Raw genomic sequence first — 20804 nt, 5'->3', positions numbered from 1 at the left:
CGCGGCGATTAACCGAACAGCGACATTTGCCGATCGGTAATCGCTGCCAGCGAGTCATTCAAAAAATACAAAATAGAATCGGCCACCGGGGCCAGTTGCCGAGTTCGGTAGTGCTCGTAGTCGAGCTCGCTGCGCCGCCCCGGGACCGGCTCGGGGCCCTGTAGGGTAATCACGTAACTGACCCAATCGCCGCGCTTTAACTCCCCCAGCCCCCACTCTTTTTGTTTGCGCGCAGCTTGCACATGGGGCGGCACATTTTTTTGATAATCGCTTAAGCGTCGGCGCAAACGTTTTTTGTACACCAGCTTATCGTCACTCTCGCCCAGCATCAAAGCGCGCACACACTGCTGCACATAAGCTTGATAGGGCTCGTCGGCAAATACCCGGCGGTACAGTTCATGTTGAAACTCACGCGCCAACAATGTCCAGTCGGTGCGCACCGATTCCAACCCTTTAAACACCAGCGTTTCGGCACCGGCCTTACCCACCAACCCGGCATAACGTTTTTTGCTACCCTCATCGGAGCCGCGCACAGTAGGCATTAAAAACTTTTTATAGTGAGTTTCAAATTCAATTTCTAAAGCGCTTTCAATACCAAACTCATCCTGGAGCTTTTCTTGCCACCAAACATTTAATCCTTCGGCCAAATGTCGACCTACGCCGGCGGCTTCCTCGTCGGGCATCGGAGCATCTGTACACAGCCAGACAAACACCGAGTCGGTATCCCCATAAATCACTTTATAACCCTGAGTCTCAATCCAGCGCTTACTCGATTGAATAATATCGTGCCCGCGTAGAGTAATAGAGCTGGCCACCCGCGGGTCAAAAAAGCGGCAGCCGGTAGAGCCCAGCACACCGTAAAACGAGTTCATAATAATTTTTATCGCGTAAGATAACGGCGTATTGTTGAGCGCTTTCGCCCGATCTCGCGCCTGCCACAGAGACTCAATCATATCCGGCAGAATTGCTTTATCGCGATCAAACGATGCCCCGTTAAATCCCGCCACCAAGTGTCGTTTAGTCGTCGATTGCTCGGCGCACCAAAAAGCACAGGGGTCGATATAAAACGTACGAATAATACTTGGGTACAGGCTTTTAAAGTCCAACACTAAAACATGTTGGTATATTCCCGGGTCGGAGTCCATCACAAAACCACCGGGGCTGACAATGTCCGAGCGCAGCTCTCCGAGGTTAGGGGCAATAAAACCGTTGCGATGCAGTCGTGGCAAATAGCTGTATTCAAACGCCGCCACCGAGCCGCCAATCCGATCAAGCAATAAGCCGGTAAGCTGACTGCGCTCTATCGCAAATTCCAGCAGCTCTTGCTGAGCAAAAATATCCCATACGAGCTGACAATCTTTTAGGTTGTAGCGCGCCAGCGCCGACTTATCCGCATGAAACAACCGAGTGATATCCTCGCCGCGATCAGCACCGTGTAACAACTTACCCTCACCCAACAACTCGGCGGCAACATTATTTAACGCAAAACTATCAAACTGATAATTGGCCTGCTTTAAAAGCTCAATACCGTCGAGCACGACGCGCCCCGGTATCGACACAAATCGGCGCCCGCCCTCACCTTTTTCCTGCCGCCAAAATGGACGCGCCCCACCGCGCCCTATATCAAGCACCAACTTAAGGCGTGCGGCAATGTCGCACAGTACCCACAAATCAAACTGCACAACATTCCATCCGATCAGGCCATCGGGATCTTCCTCCTTTAACCAAGCGAGAAATTTTTGCAAACAAGCCTTTTCATCCACGCACCCGATTAAGCTGGTGCCATCGTCTAGCACCTGGGTAGATGTCTGCTCCGCCACCATAAACACACAGCGGGTTTGCGCAGAATAAACACCGATGGAATACAGTGTTTTGGCATCCATCGTGGTTTCGATATCAATGGAGGCCAAACGTAACTTGGGTCGAAAATCAGCGGGCGCGAGCTTGGGGTTAAACAATGTGCGAGGCTTACCGGGCACCGCATCTATACAAGCGGCCGCGGTTATAAAACGCTCCATCAAAAAACGCTCGGGCGGGCGAATATCGGCCTCCCAGCAAGGGATAGTGTGCGAGGTTAAACGCTTTTCGGCTTCGCGGGCGCCCCCCATAGTACGAAAATAAAGTGCGGAAACCGCTTTGCCGTCACGGGTTTTCAGGGGTAAATCTCGGTGGCGCCAACCGCTCAATGGTTGCAAGATCTCTAACGCCTGCGAGAGCTTGCGGGTAGCGATAAAAAAAACGGCTTCTTGCTCAGTAAAGCGGGTGCACACCGCACCCGAATCGGTGACCCAATAAAACTCCAACTCTAACCCCTTGGGGGTATCGCGCCAGCCGCGCGTCAATAAAAAAGCGTTAAACATGGCGCGCCAAGTACAGGGTTAACCTTGCTCGAGTAACTCTCGCAAGTTAATAATTGCGGCGTTAGCGCGCGAAATATACGAGGCCATCACCAACGAGTGATTAGCCAGCATGCCAAAACCACTGCCATTTAAAATCATCGGACTATAAATCGTGTGCTGGGTGGCCTCCAGCTCACGAATAATTTGCCGCAGACTAACCAAGGCGTTTTTCTTAACTAAAATATCCGAAAAGTCTTTCTCCGCGGCACGCAATAAATGCATTAGCGCCCACGAAGCTCCCCGCGCTTCATAGTACACGTCGTCTATCTCTAGCCATGGCGTTTTCACATAGTTATCATGTGGTTTAGGGGTTGCGGCACTGGCAGCACTGTCACCGGCCAAATCTGTATTAAGCCGCTGTTGCCCCACGCTGGCGCTTAAGCGCTGCGACAAGTTACCCAGCCGGGTCTCCACCGTCGACAACCAATAACGTAAGTTATCGGCACGGGCAAAAAACTGCGCATCTTGGTTGGCAGGGTCCGTTAACCGATCTAAATAGGCTTGCAAATGCGAAATACCTTGTCGATATTGCTTCTCCGAGGGCGGAAACAGCCAGCTATCGTTATTAAAGTTAAACCGCGATTCGGCCAGCGCCAAGTCTTCATCTTCTAGCGATTGTGATTGCGAGCGACTAAATGCCTCACGCATCGCCTTGTTCATATCCCGAACTTGAATCAACACGCCATACTCCCAGTTAGGCATGTTATCCAACCACCAAGAAGGCGGGGTAACATCGTTACTAAGATAGCCACCGGGCTTATCGAGTAAAGTTCCCGCGACCTCCATTAAAGTTATTGTGGTTGCCGCCCCTACCACTGGCGAGCGATTCATTTGTTCCAGCTTGGCCTCGGCACGAGCGCCAACATTAAAGCTCGGTGGCATCCAACTCCAATACCACCCCAGCGCCAGCAATACCAATAGCAGCAGCACAAGCGGCAGCAATAACCAGCCCCAGCGAGCTGAACCGCGCTCGCCATCATCCGAGCTGTCAGAACTCGTCGTCTCCGCCTCATCGACACTCGATGTGTCACTCACCGAGTTGTTGCGGCGCGTCAACTTACGCCAGGTTCGTCCTAGACTTTCCATTATCGGCACACTCCTATTGGGGATCGATCGGGGCATCAGTGATGATGTGAATGGTCGGCATTATCGTATCGACTCTTAGCAACCGCTTGCACAGTTTTGGTCGCGCCGCCGGCAAATTCGAGGATTAAATCGACGCTATCGCCACTGGCGAGCTCGGCCTGCACGTCAAACAGCATGATGTGATAACCGCCCGATTCAAACACCTGTGTCTGCCCCGGGGCTAAGGCGAGCGATTCAACGGGGCGCATCCGCATCATACCATCAACACTGGTGTGCGAATGTAGCTGCGCTTTTGCCGCCGCTGTGGTATTCACCCCCACCAGCGTTAAAGGCGTTTTGCCAACATTGTGCAATCGCATAAAGACGGCACTATTATGAGTACCGGGAATCGGCAACTGCACCACGGCCTCCGTTGCCTTGACCGATGCTGGTGGCGCTTGATCGGCGTGGGCGGGCGACAGAACAAACACAAATAATACAGCTAAAAATCTTACGGTTATTGGCATCTCTGGACACTCAGCTCACAATGATACTTTTAAGGGTTGCGCCAAAGCTGACGCACGATACCGACCCGCGTGGGCGCAGGCATAACAACCAAAACTACGGCGGCGATAAAAACTCAACTCGCGCGGGCGAACCCACTTTAATATCAGCGCGCAGCAAATACCCTTTTACCGCCTCGCGCATGGTTTGATACACCCAACGTCCCTGAGCATCAGTGCCGGTAACAATCAGCACCATTTGCTCGTCACGACGCGCGCGCAACGCTAAATCAGACAATTGCGCCTTAACGGTAGCGGTACGAGCCTGCAGCTCGCCGGCATTAAGGAGTACGGCGTTATCGGCCACCACGGGCGTCTGCGGTTCCACGGTTTGCTCGCGCTGCTCGTCAATCATAGCGCTAACGGCGGCATTATCCGGCAACACCGTCGCCGCCCGATCCAGATAACGGTGCGCCTCTTGATAGCGGCTGCGCTGCGCGGCGTCGCGAGCCATGGCTAAATAGCGTAAAACAATCGCTTGCATCCCCAGCTCGGCCGCTTCGTTATCCGGATCTAGCTGCAGCACACTGGCATAGCGGTCATAGGCATTGTCATACGCGGGCATTAACAAACGGTCTCGGGCCAAGGCTCGCTCGGCACGCGATAACAACCGGGCAATCATCCGCGCACGCTGCTCGGCCGGGCTAACCGTTGGCTTAACCGCGACCGGCTCGCGGCTCTGCTTAGGTTGCGGTGGGGCAGTGGTCGAGCACCCCGCCATCAGCAATGCACACAATACCGCCAGAGTACTAATACACTTCATTACGACCGGGTCTCCGCTGCTACGCCCAATGTGTTGGTTTTTTCAGGCTAAATCAATCTGAACCAGTGTAGCCGGTCTCGCCCCTTGGCGGCAACGCGCCGGAACTGGATGCTGCCGACACGGTCTCATCTTTTTACCCACATCACACGGCGACATTTGTAAAACATCGCGTCCAGCGCGAGAATAGACGCCTACATTCACCCAATCCATATTTGCGAGCCACAATAACGTAATGACTGACTCCTTACTCCGCCGCCTCCTGGTTACTGCCCACCAGTTGTTACTGCTATTCACGCTCTGTACCGCCGTTATGGCTCACGGCGCTGACACCATTGAACTAGTGCCGCCTAAATCCGCCAGCCCGGCCAGCGGCCTGAGCATCGGACCACAAGACGATGAAGCTGAGCCCGAATTTTTGCCCGTCACCGAAGCTTATATGCTCAGCACCTGGGTGCGCGATGGCTCACTCATATTGCACTGGGACGTTGAGCCGGGCTACTACCTCTATCAAGAACAGTTTGCTCTGACCACCGACACAGGGGTCCGGCTCACTCCCGAATTCTCCGACAGCATCAAAAAATACGACGAATACTTTGAAAAAGACATGGCGTTGCACTTTGGCTCGGCAACACTCACCGTGCCACTCAGCGCCGACACCGCGCCATTCAACCTAAAGATACGCTCGCAGGGCTGCGCAGAGGCAGGATTGTGCTACCCACCTTATGATAACTACTTACACGTCGACCCAACCGATAGTTCGGCCGACCCCATCGATGCCGCCGCCTTCGAAAGTGGCGCGAGCAATGCCGACAATCGCGCAGCCAGCTCAGACACCGGCAGCAGCGCAGGCCTTTGGGCGATATTACTGCTTGCCCTAACCGGCGGCGTTATTCTTAACTTAATGCCCTGCGTGTTTCCGGTTTTGTCCATTAAAGTACTAAGCTTAACCGGCGCTGACCGCCAGCGCGCCCACCACCACGGCTGGGCCTACACGGCGGGCATTCTGGCAAGTTTTGCCGGCTTTGCCGCGCTGTTGCTTATTGCTAGGGCCAGCGGCGAAGCAGCCGGCTGGGGCTTCCAGTTGCAATCTCCTCTGGTAATCGCCGCACTGGTGTACTTGTTTGTACTCATGGGGCTGGTGCTGTCCGGTCTAGTCAACATGGGCAACAGCTTAATGGGCGTGGGCCAACGCTTAACCCAAAGCAACGGCATGACCGGTTCATTTTTTACCGGGGTGCTGGCGGCTGTTGTCGCCAGCCCATGTACCGCGCCATTTATGGGAGTCGCACTGGGTTACGCATTAACTCAACCGGCGGCCACCGCGCTGCTGGTGTTTATGGCGCTGGGTTTTGGTATGGCGTTGCCCTTACTGGTGCTGTGCTACGTTCCTGCCTTAATGCGTCACCTGCCCTCGCCAGGCCCCTGGATGGACACATTAAAGCAGCTGCTCGCCTTTCCAATTTACCTTACCGCACTTTGGCTATTGTGGGTGCTCGGCCACCAAGCCGGTAGCGACGCTATTGTCATTTTACTGCTCGGCGCACTCTTGTTTGGCTTTGCCATTTGGCTCCACCAGCACCGCCCGTCAGGCGCGGGCGCGCGCATAGCCGTCAATGCGGCAGCCATATCCCTGGTAGCCATCGCGCTAATGCTACCTTTTGTCGCCATTAAATCGACCGGCTACCGTAACGTCAGCACCGATCACTGGCAACCGTACAACGCCGAGACGCTCGCACAGTTGCGCGCCGAAGGGCGCGGTGTATTTGTCAATTTAACCGCTGATTGGTGCGTCACCTGCCTGACCAACGAAGCAGTGGTACTTGGCACCGAGGAGATCAAACAAGCCTTTAACAATTACAACATTGCCACCTTAAAAGGCGACTGGACCAACGGCGACCCGGCTATCACCAAACTGTTAAATGAGTATCAGCGCAGCGGCGTGCCACTTTACCTATGGTTTGCCCCCGGCAGCTCCGAGAAAGCCATTATTCTTCCACAACTATTGCGCAAAAAGCACTTGCTGGATGAGTTTAGGAGCAGCTACCCGACGAAAGACAATACTTAACTGACTTTAGCCGCTCATTTGACGAACTTGCACAACCTTACGTCAAATCGCGGGTAACCCGCTGGCAAAAGGCACTATCGTGCAAAAACTGACGCGTCTTGCCGCCCAACAATTAGCCAGCTGCCGACAAAAACCTACTAACGGCGGCAAACGTGTCGACATTTTTCGGGAATTCGAGAAAAATACCGGCACATCATGGACACATACACTTTTTTACGGCAAACTCGCGCCTTATACGCGGCTGAGGGCAACCTCGGTCATTCTTGGCACAGCCAGCGAAGGATTACCCATGGCGAGCATACTGGTGTTACACGGCCCCAATCTCAACTTACTGGGAACTCGTGAGCCGGGCGTCTACGGAGCCACTACACTCAATGATATCAACCAACGTCTGAGTGAGATCTGTCAGCAGCAGGGCCACCACCTGCTAAGCCTGCAAAGCAACGCCGAGTACGAGCTAATCGACCGCGTACACGAAGCGCGCTCAGAAGGCGTGGATTTTATTATCTTTAATCCCGCCGCTTTCACCCACACCAGCGTCGCCCTGCGTGACGCCCTACTGGCGGTGGGCATTCCGTTTATAGAAGTGCACATTTCTAACGTGTATAGACGCGAAGAGTTTAGGCACACGTCATATTTTTCTGATATTGCCGAGGGCGTTATTTGCGGCCTTGGCGCCGAGGGCTACGAGCTTGCGCTAACTGCGGCGCTGACTCGCTGCTCACAGTAACGCTAATACTTGAATTGAATCCCGTATATTAAGAGAGGGCCACATGGATATTCGTAAAATTAAAAAATTGATTGAGCTGCTGGAAGAGTCTGATATCGGCGAGCTGGAAATTAAAGAAGGCGAAGAGTCAGTGCGCATCAGCCGCAACTCCACTCACGCCGCCGTTGCGCAACCACAAATGTACGCGCCGGCTCCTGCGCCTGCCGCACCGGCCCCTGCAGCCGCACCGGCCGCCGCCCCTGCTGCGGCCGAGCCAGAGGCGCCCTCGGGCCATTTAGTCAAATCCCCCATGGTAGGCACCTTTTACCGTTCGCCAAGCCCGGGTTCTCCAGCCTTTGCGGAAGTGGGCAAACACGTAAAAGCCGGCGACGTTATTTGCATTATCGAAGCCATGAAAATGATGAACCAAATCGAAGCCGACAAGGCTGGCGTTATCGAAGCCATTCTGGTTGAAGACGGCGAGCCGGTAGAGTTTGACCAACCCTTGGTAACCATCGTCTAAGTACGATTGTGAAGCGCAGCTATTTACGCACTAGCGTGCCGATAAAACACGAGGAGTTGGTGTATGTTTGAGAAAATATTAATTGCAAACCGCGGTGAAATTGCACTGCGGATTTTGCGCGCCTGTAAAGAAATGGGCATTAAAACCGTCGCGGTACACTCGCAGGTCGACCGCGATTTAAAACACGTGCGATTGGCCGACGAGTCTGTTTGCATCGGGCCTAACCCGTCACCGCAAAGCTATCTAAACATCCCCGCTATTATCAGCGCGATGGAAGTAACCGACTCAGTGGCGGTTCATCCAGGCTATGGCTTTTTAGCCGAAAACGCTGACTTTGCCGAGCAAGTACAAAAAAGCGGCTTTGTGTTTATTGGCCCAGATCCCGACGTTATCCGTGTCATGGGCGACAAAGTGGCCGCGATTGCCGCCATGAAAAAAGCCGGGGTGCCTACAGTGCCCGGCTCAGACGGCCCACTGCCAACCGAGGATCGCGACACCTGTCAGGCTATCGCCAAGCGAATCGGGTACCCCATCATCATTAAGGCTGCGGCCGGTGGCGGCGGGCGCGGGATGCGCGTAGTGCACACCGAAGCGTCACTCATGAGCTCTATCCATATCACCCAAAGCGAGGCCAAAGGCGCCTTTGGTGACGATACAGTTTACATGGAAAAATTCCTGCAAAACCCACGTCACGTCGAGATTCAAATTCTTTCCGATGGCCAGGGCAGCGCGATACACTTAGGGGACCGCGATTGCTCGCTACAACGCCGCCATCAAAAGGTGTTAGAGGAAGCTCCAGCCCCCGGCATCCCAGAGGATGTTCGCGAGTCTACCGCTGCGGCATGTGTGCAAGCGTGTATCGATATCGGTTACAAAGGCGCGGGCACCTTTGAGTTTTTGTACGAAGACGGTCGCTTTTACTTTATCGAGATGAACACCCGCGTTCAGGTCGAGCACCCAGTAACCGAGATGGTGACCGGCATCGATATTATTCGCGAGCAAATCCGCGTCTGCGCTGGCGAGAAGCTCTCAATCAAACAAGAGGACGTGGTGATCCGCGGCCATGCTTTTGAGTGCCGTATTAACGCCGAAGACCCCAAAACTTTTATGCCCTGCCCCGGCACCATCAATAATTTTCATGCGCCGGGCGGATTTGGGGTGCGAGTTGACTCTCACCTTTACAGTGGCTACAGCGTACCGCCCAACTACGATTCAATGATCGCCAAAATCATTACTCACGGTGAAGATCGCACCATCGCCCTCAACCGTATGCGCAATGCGTTGGAAGAAACCGTTATTGACGGTATTCGCACCAACATTCCGTTGCAACAGCGTTTGGTGCGCGATCCGGCGTTCCGCGAAGGCGGTGTCAACATTCACTACCTCGAGAAAAAGCTCGAAGGTTAAACCCGCAAGGTCCGGCACCCGCCGGACCCCAAGCCTCTGGACTGTCATGCCCTGGTTACAAATTAAACTCAACACTGTGCGCGAGCAGGCAGCCAAACTTGAAGACGCCTTGCTCGATACCGGCGCCGTCAGCGTCACCCTGCAGGACAACGCCGACCAGCCCATTTTGGAGCCTGGCCTGGGTGAAACTCCGCTGTGGGATCAAGTGCGCATCACCGGACTATTCGATGCCGACATCGATACCCGCAACACCACCGAGCAAATCACAACGCGGTTTAATCAAGCGCTGCCCGAACACCAGTGGGAGCAGTTAGAAGACAAAGACTGGGAGCGGGAATGGATGAGTAACTACCATCCCATCTGCTGCGGTAAGCGCCTATGGATCTGCCCCAGCTGGCTCGCACCACCAGAGCCCGATAAAGTTAACATTCTACTCGACCCAGGCCTGGCATTCGGCACGGGCACCCACCCCACCACTTTTTTGTGTATGCAGTGGCTGGATGGGCAAACTCTAGACGATTTACACTTGGTGGATTACGGCTGCGGCTCGGGGATTCTCGGCATTGCGGCGCTCAAGCTTGGCGCGCGCAAAGTCGTCGGGGTCGACATCGACCCACAGGCGCTGCTTGCCACCAGCGACAACGCGCAGCGCAACCAGCTGGCCGAAAACGCCATGCCAGTGTTTTTGCCACCTCAGGCACCCAATGAGCCGGTCGATATCGTCCTGGCCAACATACTCGCCGGCCCCCTTGCAGAGCTTGCGCCACAGCTATCTGCCTTAACGCGCCGCGATGGCAAAATATGCCTCTCGGGCATTTTGGCGACGCAGGCAGACGCGGTAATGGCAGCCTACGCTGACAATTTTGTGTTTGACCCAGTCGCCCAAAAAGACGAATGGGTTCGTATTACCGGCACCAAAATTCGCTAAACTGTGGCGCATTTACCCGTGCACACTTTGCGATTAAACTGGCTCTAGTGTGCTCGGGAGGCTCTCCCGCGACAGCAAGGAAAACGCGTTAGCTATGACCCAACTGGTTACCCGCTGCCCGCAGTGCAGTACGTCGTTTCGGATTACGCCTGCGCAAATTCAAAAAGCCCGCGGCGCTGTGCGCTGCGGCTCTTGCTTGCATATTTTTAACGCTGAGCAAAACCTGATTGAGGGCGGTAACCCCAAGCCCACAGAGCGACGCGAAAAAGCCGCCAAGCGCGCGCCGCAAACGCCCCCACCAACCCAAGCGCAACTGCCCATCAACAGTGAGCCGGAGCTTGAAGTGCCGCCGGCGAGCGCAACCAACCCCGAAACCACACAGACACCACCAAGCTCTGCGCGCCAAATCACGGCAGACTCCCAGTCAGAGGCTAAACCGCATAACGATACCGCACCGCGCCCCGCCGCCCCCACGGCTACAGCAGTGCCGCTCGAGCAAGACACATCGTCGCGCAAAACGGAGACTCTCGACGAGACGCCCGACATAAGTGTAAAACCCACATCGTCCGAGCACACAATCAACGTTAGCGAGCAAGAGCTGACCCCGAGCGCCGGCCAAGAAGGCTTACTGCGCTTCGATCAAGCACAGATCGACCTTGAGAGCGAGCTCGACGACGATGTGCTGATCAGCGATGACATGGACAACCCAAGCACCGAGCCTGACAGCGATCTATACGTCGCTCCCAGCGACAGCAGCCACTCACTGTTTGAGCGAAGAATTGAGCACCGCGGCGAAGAGTTTGTCGACACCAGCGACGAGTCATGGGCCGAAAATCTACTAGACGACGACGCGCCAGTACCAACAAAAACCAGCGACAGCTTTGACAATCCCCTCAGTATCACCCGGGGCGAGCAGCCGGTTACCGTCACCCCTCAAGAAAATAACGAGCAGCGCGATACTGATGCGTTTATCGACAATTACGCAGCCAACGAGCACAGTGCAAGCACAGAGCTAGTCGCACCAGAGGAGCCGCTCGAGCCTCCACCTGAGAAGCCACCCAGCGCCGCCCCCGCACCACGTTTTTATTTGCACGCGGACGACTCTGACGAGGAAGACAGCAGCCAAGAGGCGACGAGGTTTGGCGGGCAACTCCGCGCTTATGACAGCGAGCGCAGCGCGCTGCTGATGGGAATCGACCCCGAGCCGGTAGAAATGGCGGGCTCCCACCACCATCCGTGGCGCAAGCGCTTAATCTGGGGCGGCCTGTGCCTGCTGGCAGCGCTGGGCCTTGCCGCGCAAATCGCCTGGTTGCAGTTTGACCGCTACAGTCGTATTGAACCCTACCGGAGCTACTATCAAAGCGTTTGCAGCCTGATCGGATGCCAGTTACCCACCTTACGGGACACCAGCAAAGTCCGCGCGTTTAACCTAGTGGTACGGCAGCACCCAGAGCAATCGCGAGCACTGATGATAGACGCTATTATTCTCAACAGCGCCGACTTTAAGCAGCCCTACCCAGCCCTGCAGCTAACCTTTAGCGACATCAACGACAGGCCGGTCGCCTCACGTGTTTTCACCCCTAAAGAGTACTTGCGGGGCGAGCTAACAGGCCGCACCATTATGCCGTCTAACCAACCAGTTCACCTGAGCCTGGAGCTTTCCGACCCCGGCCCAGAGGCAGTCAATTACAGCTTAGTTATTCCTTAGAGAATTCACCCACGCCGGCTAAAGAGCAAAATTCGCTTAAAAAAAAGCCAATCTGTGTGAATTCTGCGTTCCCAATCCGGTTGCAAAAAGGTATCATAGCCAGCCTTTTTCGACCGGCCCTGCCGCTAGAAATTAACGTATCGCTTTAGACAGAACCGTCGGTAAGGTAGTTGACAGTGCTCCAGATTGGCCCTTATCAAATCGATGTTCCTGTAGTGCTAGCGCCTATGGCGGGTGTTACTGACCGCCCCTTTCGCCAGCTTTGCCGGCAACAGGGTGCAGGGCTCGCAATCTCGGAGATGGTCACCTCTGATGCAACGCTCTGGCATAGCCGCAAAAGCCGCCAGCGGCTCGATCATCGCGGCGAAACAGGCCCCATTGCGGTGCAAATAGCCGGCGCCGATCCGGCGATGATGGCTGAGGCCGCCCGTCTTAACGTGGATAACGGCGCCCAGATCATCGACATCAATATGGGGTGCCCGGCAAAAAAAGTTTGTAAAAAAGCCGCCGGCTCAGCATTGCTGCGCGACGAAGCCTTAGTAGCAAATATATTACAAGCGGTAGTATCAGCCGTTACGGTACCTGTAACACTAAAAATACGCACCGGCTGGAGCCCGGACCAGCGCAATGCAGTTACCATTGCCAAGCTCGCCGAAAGTTGCGGTATTAAAGCGCTGGCCATACATGGCCGCACCCGGGCCTGCCGTTTTGGCGGTCAGGCCGAGTACGACACGATTGCCGAGGTTGTACAAAACATCAATATTCCGGTGCTGTGCAACGGCGATATCGACACGGCGCCCAAAGCACAGCAAGTGCTGCAACACACAGGCGCACAAGCCGTTATGATCGGGCGTGCCGCGCAAGGGCGCCCTTGGATTTTTAAACAGATTGACCACTACCTGCGTACTGGCGAGCTGTTAGCTGAACCACCCCTGAGTGAAATCAGGGATATTCTTTGTACCCATTTGGGGGAACTGGCCGAATTTTACGGTCCAGTCATGGGGCCGCGTATATCGCGCAAGCACCTCGGCTGGTACCTGCAAACACTGCCCGACAGCGGGCCGTTTCGCGCTACGTTCAACCAGTTAGAAAACGCCCAAGATCAATATGCCAGTGTTCGGGATTACTTCGAACAGCTGTTAGAAAGAGAGGAAAAAGCGGCATGAATTCAGTAGAAACTTTTATCACCGATGCATCGATGACTCCCAAAGAGTCCTTGGGCGCACAACCACAACAGGCACCCGCGACTCAAGCGCAGTCATTGCGCGGCAGTGTCGAGCAAGCTATGGAAAATTACTTCCAGCATTTAGATGGACAGCCTGTTAGCAATGTCTACGACATGGTAATGGCCGAGGTCGAGGCGCCTTTACTCGAGGTGGTATTAAAGTACACCCGTCACAACCAAACTCGCGCAGCACAAGCGCTGGGTTTAAACCGTGGCACTTTACGCAAAAAGCTTAAGCAGTACGGCTTACTGTAAGCAAAGATAATTGGTGCCTATGGCACCCAAGGGTGGCTACGGGCCACCTTTTTTTGTTTTTAACAATTTGTTTTTAAAGACCTCAGCTTAACGACAACTGGAAGCGTCCCCATGACTACCGACCTCGCGCCTGTAAAACGCGCCCTGATCAGCGTCTCCGATAAAACGGGCATTGTAGATTTTGCCCGTGCCCTGCATCAGCAAGGTGTTGAAATTCTCTCTACCGGCGGCACTTACCGCTTACTTAAAGACAGCGATATCCCCGCAGTCGAAGTGTCCGATTACACAGGTTTCCCCGAGATGATGGACGGCCGCGTGAAAACGCTGCACCCCAAAGTTCACGGCGGCATTCTGGCCCGTCGCGGCCAAGACGACGCGGTAATGAGCGAGCATGGTATCGGCGGTATCGACATGGTCGTGGTGAACTTATACCCATTTGAGAACACCGTAGCCAACCCCGATTGCAGCCTCGAAGATGCCATTGAGAATATCGACATTGGCGGCCCAACCATGGTGCGGGCAGCAGCCAAAAACAACGCGTGGGTTAACATTGTAGTTAACGCTGCCGACTACGGAAAAATTTTAGCCGAGATGTCAGCCAACGACGGCGCCACCACCTACAAAACTCGCTTCGATTTAGCCATAAAAGCTTACGAGCACACCGCCGCCTACGACGGCGCCATCGCCAACTATTTTGGCCGTATGGTAGAGGGCGGCAGCGACGACTTCCCGCGCACGTTTAACAGCCAATTTCACCAAGTACAAACCTTGCGCTACGGTGAAAACTCCCATCAAAAAAGCGCATTTTTTGTCGAAAAAAATCCAGCGGCCGGTACGATTGCGACCGCCAAACAACTGCAAGGCAAAGAACTGTCTTACAACAATATTGCCGACACAGATGCCGCGCTGGAAACCGTTAAACTGTTTGATGCCCCCACCTGTGTCATTGTAAAACATGCCAACCCTTGCGGTGTGGCCAGCGCTGATAGTTTACAGGCAGCTTACGAGCGCGCTTTTGCGACCGACCCCGAATCATCTTTTGGCGGCATCATCGCTTTTAACCGCCCGCTCGACGCCGCTACCGCCAAAGCTATTGTCGACAAGCAGTTTGTCGAAGTCATTATTGCCCCGAGTATTGAGCCGGCCGCCGTTGAAGCCGTGAGCGCGAAAAAGAATGTTCGTTTACTAGAGTGTGGCCAGTGGGGCCAAAGCCCTGCCGATTACGACTACAAGCGTGTTTCCGGTGGCCTGCTGGTTCAAGATCGTGACAACGGCACCGTCAGCGCAGCAGACTTAAAAGTCGTGACCAAACAGGTACCTACCGAAGCGCAAATGCGCGATTTACTGTTCACCTGGAAAGTGGCAAAAATGGTTAAGTCCAACGCCATTGTCTACGGTAAAGACGGCGCCACCGTCGGCGTTGGTGCCGGCCAAATGAGCCGCGTCAACTCGGCTCGTATCGCCGGTATTAAAGCGGAACATGCCGGCCTTGCTGTGCCGGGTTCGGTAATGGCGTCAGACGCATTCTTTCCATTTCGCGATGGCATCGAGAACGCGGCTGCCGCGGGCATCGCAGCGGTCATTCAACCCGGCGGCTCCATGCGCGATGACGAAGTGATCGCCGCCGCCGATGAAGCCGGAATCGCAATGGTCTTTACCGGCATGCGTCATTTCCGGCACTAAAACGGCTAACGGTGGACGGGGTACGGCGAACGCCCCTCGTCCACTCTTTGAACTTTTGAACTGAGTGGGAGGAAGGGTTGAGCGGTAACGGCGTTTTCCGTTTACCGCTCCCCGTTTACCGTAAAAAAATGAATATTCTCATCATTGGCGGCGGTGGCCGCGAGCACGCTCTGGCTTGGAAAGCAGCGCAAAGTCAACAAGTAGAAACCGTGTACCTAGCACCAGGCAACGCCGGTACTGCACTGGATGATAAGCTAAAGAACGTCGATATCGACGTACTGGACTTTGCCGCGCTGGCGGAGTTCGCTAAAACCGAAGAAGTCGCACTAACCATCGTCGGCCCCGAAGTACCTTTGGTTGAAGGCGTAGTAGATTATTTTACCGAGCGCGACCTGGCCTGCTTTGGCCCCACCAAAGGCGCGGCGCAACTGGAGGGCTCAAAGGCTTTCACTAAAGACTTTTTAGAGCGTCACAAAATTCCTACCGGCGCTTACCAGAACTTTACCGAAGTCGAGCCAGCACTCGCCTATCTACGGGAAAAAGGCGCACCGATTGTCGTTAAAGCCGACGGCCTTGCTGCCGGTAAAGGTGTAATTGTCGCCGAGACCCTTGAGCAAGCAGAAGCTGCTGTGCGCGATATGTTATCGGGCAACGCTTTTGGCGATGCCGGTTGTCGGGTGGTGATCGAAGAGTTTCTCAGCGGAGAAGAAGCCAGCTTTATTGTGATGGTCGACGGCGAAAATGTATTACCGATGGCCACCAGCCAAGACCACAAACGCGCGGGTGACGGCGACACTGGCCCGAACACCGGCGGCATGGGGGCTTATTCTCCCGCCCCCGTAGTAACCGATGCGGTGCACCAGCGCATTATGGACGAAGTCATTTACCCCACAGTGCAAGGCATGGCGGCCGAGGGCAATCGCTACACCGGTTTTTTATACGCGGGATTAATGATCGATGCCAGCGGTGCACCTAAAGTGATTGAGTACAACTGTCGTTTTGGCGACCCTGAAACACAGCCAATCATGTTGCGCTTGCAATCTGATTTGGTGTCACTCTGCCTAGCCGCCCTTAACGGTGAGCTTGACAAAGCTACCGTCGAATGGGACCAACGCGCTTCCGTCGGCGTGGTATTGGCCGCTGGCGGCTATCCTGCCAGCTACCCTAAAGGCGACGCGATTTCGGGCCTGCCCACCACTGAAACGGCAGGCGAAAAGGTGTTTCATGCCGGCACAGCGCGCAACGGGGATGACATAGTCACCAACGGTGGTCGGGTTCTGTGTGCAACCGCATTGGGCGACTCTGTTAAAGAGGCACAAGAACGCGCTTATAAGCTCGCCGAAAAAATCACCTGGAGCGGCGTCAACTACCGCAGCGACATTGCCTATCGGGCCATTGCAAGGGAGCAGCAGGGGGAATAACTCGCCCGCCACAGAGAAAACTCCCTGCACTTTTTGGCACCATTATAAAAAAGCCCCGATTATCGGGGCTTTTTTATATCTTCATAATTTATATCATCAAACATTGGCAGTAACACGCTAGCTTTCGTTTTGCGGTAATTCCGGCAACCAATGCGCCAGTGCAATGCCATGTTGCTCTACGGTTGCCAACAGCTGCAAATTTAGTTGTTCGGCCACCGCCAAAAACACATTAAAATCACTGGTATCAATATAGGCGTTTGCCTGAACCACAAACCCTTCGCGGGTTACTTGCTCAAATCGCACCCGCCGCGAGATCTCTAGCACCTGATCTTGCTGCTCTAACACGGCGTTCATATCTGCCAATAGTGATGCGATCTTATCGCTTTCAGCCTCGGCCGATAAACAAAAGCTTTGCCGGTATAAACGTTGATCGATCTCAGAGAGGTTTTCTAATACCTCGACCGAGAAAATGGAGTTGGGCACACTCACCAAAGTCCGATCGAGTTTACGCAGCATGGTGGAGCGCAAGCCGATCTCTTCAACAGTGCCAACAATCGGACCAAAACGACAAAAATCACCGAGCTTTATCGGTCGGGCCACAAACAACGTAAATGCACCAAAAATATTTTCTAAGGTTTTTTGCGCCGCTAATGCTATCGCCAGCGAACCAATGCCCAGCCCCGTTAATATCGTCGCCATGTTATAACCGGCATTTTGTAGCCATAATAAAACGGCGAAAATCACCACCAACACTTTAACAATGGTCACCAGGGGACGCACAAAACCCTCAGAGTAACTTTCATCCTTGGCGATCGAGCGCGCTATATATACCGCCTTAACAAACTCCACAATCCCAAGCACCAAAAACATACCGGCTAAAAAAGCTAAAAAACCCGAGTCAAATATCACCCGAACTTTAAGCGGCAGCCCCAGCTGATAAACACCCCAGTTAAGGAAACAAAAAAACAGAAACCGCCGCAGCGGCTGGCGCACCAACTGCTGCATCGTGTCGCCATAAACCGAGAGGTGCGTCATTAGTTTCAGCAAAATCCACCGAATAACGCCGCTAACCAACCACCCCACCAGCACCAATACAAACAGCATCAATACTTGCCAGTTATGCATGTGAAACAGGCGAAACTCTGGCAGCCATCGCTCTAACCGCTCTAGCTGCGGCGGGTAACCAAACTTTTGCCAAAGCTGCGGTATTTGCGCCACCGTTGCGTTTGATATTTTCCAGAGTTGGTTGCCTTTGCCATCGGGTACGCGTTGCAACAAGATGTCATAGTGGGTCGAGCCTTCCCGTAAGCTCCCTAGGCGTTCACGGTACGGGGGCAGGCCATCGTTAAGGTTGCCTTGTTCGGTGTCATTCAGGTTGGGCAAGTCTAGTATTTGATACTGCTCCCACACCACGGCGAGCTTACGCATCAATACGGCGGGGCCTTCATCAATAATAGCGGGATCTAAATAGCGAAAGTCCGCGTACTCGGCCATACGCTCCCACTGCTGCTGTCGGCCGGCATCGCGAATCAATAGCACTGCGCCCAAGGGCGTTGCCATCGGCTGGTCACGCTGTACTTGTGCGGCCTCTTCGGCCGCTTCAGCGTTCGACTCTACTAAATCCTTTAGCGTAACGTCTTGGGCGTGGGCACTAGCCCATGCAAACCCATAGACCGCCAGCAATAGCCAGGCTACTTTCGCGCTCAATGACTAACCCTTCCATTTGATATTGCACCCTAAGCTGGGTTTCTGTTCGGCCGCTACGGGCTCTTGCTGTGCCAGCGCGTGGGCGGCCGCCAACAAACTATGGCCATCAACCGGAGCATCGTTACCGGGCCGGGCGTCGTCTATCTGACCGCGATAAACGAGCTTCTTATCGCCATCAAACAGATAAAAATCAGGTGTACAAGCGGCATCAAAAGCTTTGGCCACCGCCTGCGACTCATCATAAAGGTAGGGAAATGGGAAGTTGTGCTTGGCGGCGAATGCTACCATCTTATCAGGCGCATCCTCTGGATGGTTGTTGACATCGTTCGAGCTAATGGCGACACAGCCGATACCTTGTTGCGCCAGCTGGCGGGCCAGAGGGGCAAGAAAGTCCGCGATATGTAGGACAAACGGACAATGATTACAGATGAACATCACCAGCAAGCCATTAGTGCGTACATTTGCCGCGATATTGCACAAATCACCGGCGCCGTCGGGTAGTTCTACCTCGGGCAGAGCGGTGCCCAGTGGCAACATATTGGAGGGGGTACGAGCCATAAAATACTTCCTTCTGTTATTTGCACAGTGCCATTAAAGCGCGTGAGGCCCTCAATGTAAAACCTGTGCAAAAAAACGACTCTACCCCACCCTTGCAATCATGGTGGATCACCGCCCAGACAGCCTGTTACAGCGTTAGGGCTGAGCTAAGCCCCGGAATCATCTTGCTCCAGTTGAATCTGTTCTTCAATCTCCTCAATACTGCCGTGACGTACATCGGCACCCATAACCAAGTACACAACATACTGTGCAATATTGCGCGCGTGATCGCCAATCCGCTCCAGCGCGCGTAGCGACCACATAATATTCAGCACACGGGTAATACTGCGCGGATCTTCGATCATATAAGTGATCATCTCGCGCATTGCCGTGCTGTATTCCAGATCAACGGTGCGATCTGTCTGGACAACTTTCAGGGCCACATCAAGATCCAGCCGAGCAAACGCATCCAAAGAGTCGTGCAGCATACGCGAGACATGTTCGCCGATATGGCGCATTTCGACATAACCACGGGGAGCCGCACCGTCACGGCCCAGCGCCATCGCTTGTCGCGCAATCTTTGCAGCCTCGTCGCCTATCCGCTCCAGATCCGTAATCGCTTTGGTCACAGCAATGACCAAGCGCAAGTCGCCGGCGGCTGGTTGGCGCTTGGCAAGAATACGCACGCACTCTTCATCAATGGAAACCTCCATCGAATTAACCTTGTGGTCACCACGGACAACTTGCTCCGCTTTTTCGACGTCGACATCAATCATCGCCATAATAGCGTCATTGACCTGACGCTCGGCCAACCCCCCCATTTCTGATAGGTGGGTTTTTATATCATCCAGCTCGATATTAAACTGCTGGGAAATATGGTGTGTATGACTGGTAATATCCATAGCCATAGCCGGTTACTCCGTAATAAAGCCATTTACACGCGCACTTGCGCGCCCACACTAGCCGTATCGGCCAGTAATATAGTCTTCGGTTTGTTTCTGAGTCGGGTTGGTAAACAGGGTATCGGTATCACCCACCTCGACTAAGTCACCCATGTACATAAAGGCAGTGTAATCGGATACCCGAGCGGCTTGCTGCATATTATGAGTGACAATCACAATGGTGTACTTGTCTTTTAACTCGTAAATCAACTCTTCGATTTTTAGGGTTGAGATAGGATCAAGGGCCGAGGCTGGCTCATCCAGCAAAATCACCTCCGGCTCAATAGCAATAGCGCGAGCAATCACCAAACGCTGCTGCTGACCGCCAGACAAGCCAAAGGCATTGTCGTGCAAGCGGTCTTTTACCTCATCCCACAAAGCCGCCCCGCGCAACGAGTTCTCAACCACGGTATCGAGTGTGCGCTTGGATTTAACACCCTGCAACCGCAAACCATAGGCAACATTTTCATAAATAGATTTGGGAAACGGGTTCGGTTTTTGAAAAACCATGCCCACTTGGCGGCGCAGCTCGGCGACATCCACCGATGCATCATAAATATTTTCACCGTCCAGTAAGATCTTTCCCTCGATACGACAGCTATCGACCAAGTCATTCATGCGGTTAAAACAGCGCAACAACGTCGACTTACCACAACCAGACGGACCAATAAAAGCCGTTACTTTTTTTTCCGGTATTTGCAGGCTAATATTTTTTAGCGCCTGATCGTTGCCGTAATAAAGCTTTAGGTCTTCGACCTCAAGTTTAATTGTTTCGTTTTCCATAGCTGAAGGTTCTGCCTGATCAAAGGTCTGCTTATATGACGGCGTACTCGCGCCAGGTTCGTGCAATTCTCTTTCCATACTCTGCGCATCCGCACCCGGAACTGACGCTTCGTTAGGCTCGA

General features: G+C 54.0%; 18 protein-coding genes. 10 read left to right on the top strand and 8 right to left on the bottom strand.

Annotation, left to right across the window (positions count from 1 at the left end; all coding sequences use genetic code 11):
* Positions 1-8: 8 nt before the first annotated feature.
* The 4 genes from AACY82_RS09195 to AACY82_RS09180 form a co-directional block, all read right to left on the bottom strand.
* Positions 9-2360, bottom strand: a complete 2352-nt coding sequence (locus AACY82_RS09195; protein ID WP_339616499.1) for a DNA polymerase II — start codon at positions 2358-2360, stop codon at positions 9-11.
* 18 nt (positions 2361-2378) lie between these two features.
* Positions 2379-3485: a DUF2333 family protein gene (locus AACY82_RS09190; protein WP_339616498.1), complete on the bottom strand. Its 1107-nt coding sequence runs from the start codon at positions 3483-3485 to the stop codon at positions 2379-2381.
* Positions 3486-3520: 35 nt separating this feature from the next.
* The gene (locus AACY82_RS09185) at positions 3521-3991 is read right to left on the bottom strand and encodes a copper chaperone PCu(A)C (RefSeq protein WP_339616497.1); all 471 of its coding nucleotides are present in this window, start codon (positions 3989-3991) and stop codon (positions 3521-3523) included.
* Between the two features lie 94 nt (positions 3992-4085).
* Positions 4086-4790 carry a hypothetical protein gene (locus AACY82_RS09180; RefSeq protein WP_339616496.1) on the bottom strand — a complete coding sequence of 235 codons (705 nt, stop codon included), beginning with the start codon at positions 4788-4790 and terminating at the stop codon, positions 4086-4088.
* A 310-nt stretch (positions 4791-5100) separates the two neighbouring features.
* On the opposite strand from AACY82_RS09180, the gene AACY82_RS09175 reads away from it, so the two are divergent.
* From AACY82_RS09175 to purD, 10 genes are all read left to right on the top strand, one after another.
* The gene (locus AACY82_RS09175) at positions 5101-6855 is read left to right on the top strand and encodes a protein-disulfide reductase DsbD (RefSeq protein WP_339616495.1); all 1755 of its coding nucleotides are present in this window, start codon (positions 5101-5103) and stop codon (positions 6853-6855) included.
* 289 nt (positions 6856-7144) lie between these two features.
* Complete coding sequence (gene aroQ / locus AACY82_RS09170; protein ID WP_339616494.1) at positions 7145-7585, top strand: type II 3-dehydroquinate dehydratase; 441 nt, start codon at positions 7145-7147, stop codon at positions 7583-7585.
* A 43-nt stretch (positions 7586-7628) separates the two neighbouring features.
* The gene (gene accB / locus AACY82_RS09165) at positions 7629-8087 is read left to right on the top strand and encodes an acetyl-CoA carboxylase biotin carboxyl carrier protein (RefSeq protein ID WP_339616493.1); all 459 of its coding nucleotides are present in this window, start codon (positions 7629-7631) and stop codon (positions 8085-8087) included.
* Between the two features lie 63 nt (positions 8088-8150).
* Positions 8151-9494 carry an acetyl-CoA carboxylase biotin carboxylase subunit gene (gene accC, locus AACY82_RS09160; RefSeq protein ID WP_339616492.1) on the top strand — a complete coding sequence of 448 codons (1344 nt, stop codon included), beginning with the start codon at positions 8151-8153 and terminating at the stop codon, positions 9492-9494.
* Between the two features lie 46 nt (positions 9495-9540).
* Entirely contained in the window at positions 9541-10422 is an 882-nt protein-coding gene (gene prmA / locus AACY82_RS09155; RefSeq protein WP_339616491.1) for a 50S ribosomal protein L11 methyltransferase, read from the top strand.
* Positions 10423-10516: 94 nt separating this feature from the next.
* A complete protein-coding gene (locus AACY82_RS09150) occupies positions 10517-12130 on the top strand; it encodes a DUF3426 domain-containing protein (RefSeq protein ID WP_339616490.1) in 1614 nt (537 codons plus the stop codon).
* A 170-nt stretch (positions 12131-12300) separates the two neighbouring features.
* A complete protein-coding gene (dusB, locus tag AACY82_RS09145) occupies positions 12301-13296 on the top strand; it encodes a tRNA dihydrouridine synthase DusB (RefSeq protein ID WP_339616489.1) in 996 nt (331 codons plus the stop codon).
* 32 nt (positions 13297-13328) lie between these two features.
* On the top strand, positions 13329-13610 hold the full coding sequence (gene fis, locus AACY82_RS09140) for a DNA-binding transcriptional regulator Fis (protein WP_339616585.1): 282 nt from the start codon (positions 13329-13331) through the stop codon (positions 13608-13610).
* 111 nt (positions 13611-13721) lie between these two features.
* Positions 13722-15293, top strand: coding sequence for a bifunctional phosphoribosylaminoimidazolecarboxamide formyltransferase/IMP cyclohydrolase (gene purH / locus AACY82_RS09135; RefSeq protein WP_339616488.1), 1572 nt, complete (start codon positions 13722-13724; stop codon positions 15291-15293).
* Between the two features lie 128 nt (positions 15294-15421).
* Entirely contained in the window at positions 15422-16714 is a 1293-nt protein-coding gene (purD, locus tag AACY82_RS09130) for a phosphoribosylamine--glycine ligase (RefSeq protein WP_339616487.1), read from the top strand.
* 117 nt (positions 16715-16831) lie between these two features.
* Here purD and AACY82_RS09125 read toward each other — a convergent pair whose 3' ends face one another.
* From AACY82_RS09125 to pstB, 4 genes are all read right to left on the bottom strand, one after another.
* Positions 16832-18421: a mechanosensitive ion channel family protein gene (locus AACY82_RS09125; protein WP_339616486.1), complete on the bottom strand. Its 1590-nt coding sequence runs from the start codon at positions 18419-18421 to the stop codon at positions 16832-16834.
* A 3-nt stretch (positions 18422-18424) separates the two neighbouring features.
* Complete coding sequence (locus AACY82_RS09120) at positions 18425-18979, bottom strand: thioredoxin family protein (RefSeq protein WP_339616485.1); 555 nt, start codon at positions 18977-18979, stop codon at positions 18425-18427.
* A gap of 146 nt (positions 18980-19125) precedes the next feature.
* Positions 19126-19860, bottom strand: a complete 735-nt coding sequence (gene phoU / locus AACY82_RS09115) for a phosphate signaling complex protein PhoU (RefSeq protein WP_339616584.1) — start codon at positions 19858-19860, stop codon at positions 19126-19128.
* Between the two features lie 57 nt (positions 19861-19917).
* A complete protein-coding gene (gene pstB / locus AACY82_RS09110; RefSeq protein WP_339616583.1) occupies positions 19918-20682 on the bottom strand; it encodes a phosphate ABC transporter ATP-binding protein PstB in 765 nt (254 codons plus the stop codon).
* Between the last annotated feature and the right edge of the window lie 122 nt (positions 20683-20804).

Origin of the sequence: uncultured Gilvimarinus sp., from assembly GCF_963972205.1 — a bacterium.
In the GTDB taxonomy this organism is placed as follows: Bacteria; Pseudomonadota; Gammaproteobacteria; order Pseudomonadales; family Cellvibrionaceae; genus Gilvimarinus; species Gilvimarinus japonicus.
The sequence above is the reverse complement of the archived record's forward strand: the minus strand, read 5'-3'. Positions and strand labels throughout refer to the sequence as shown.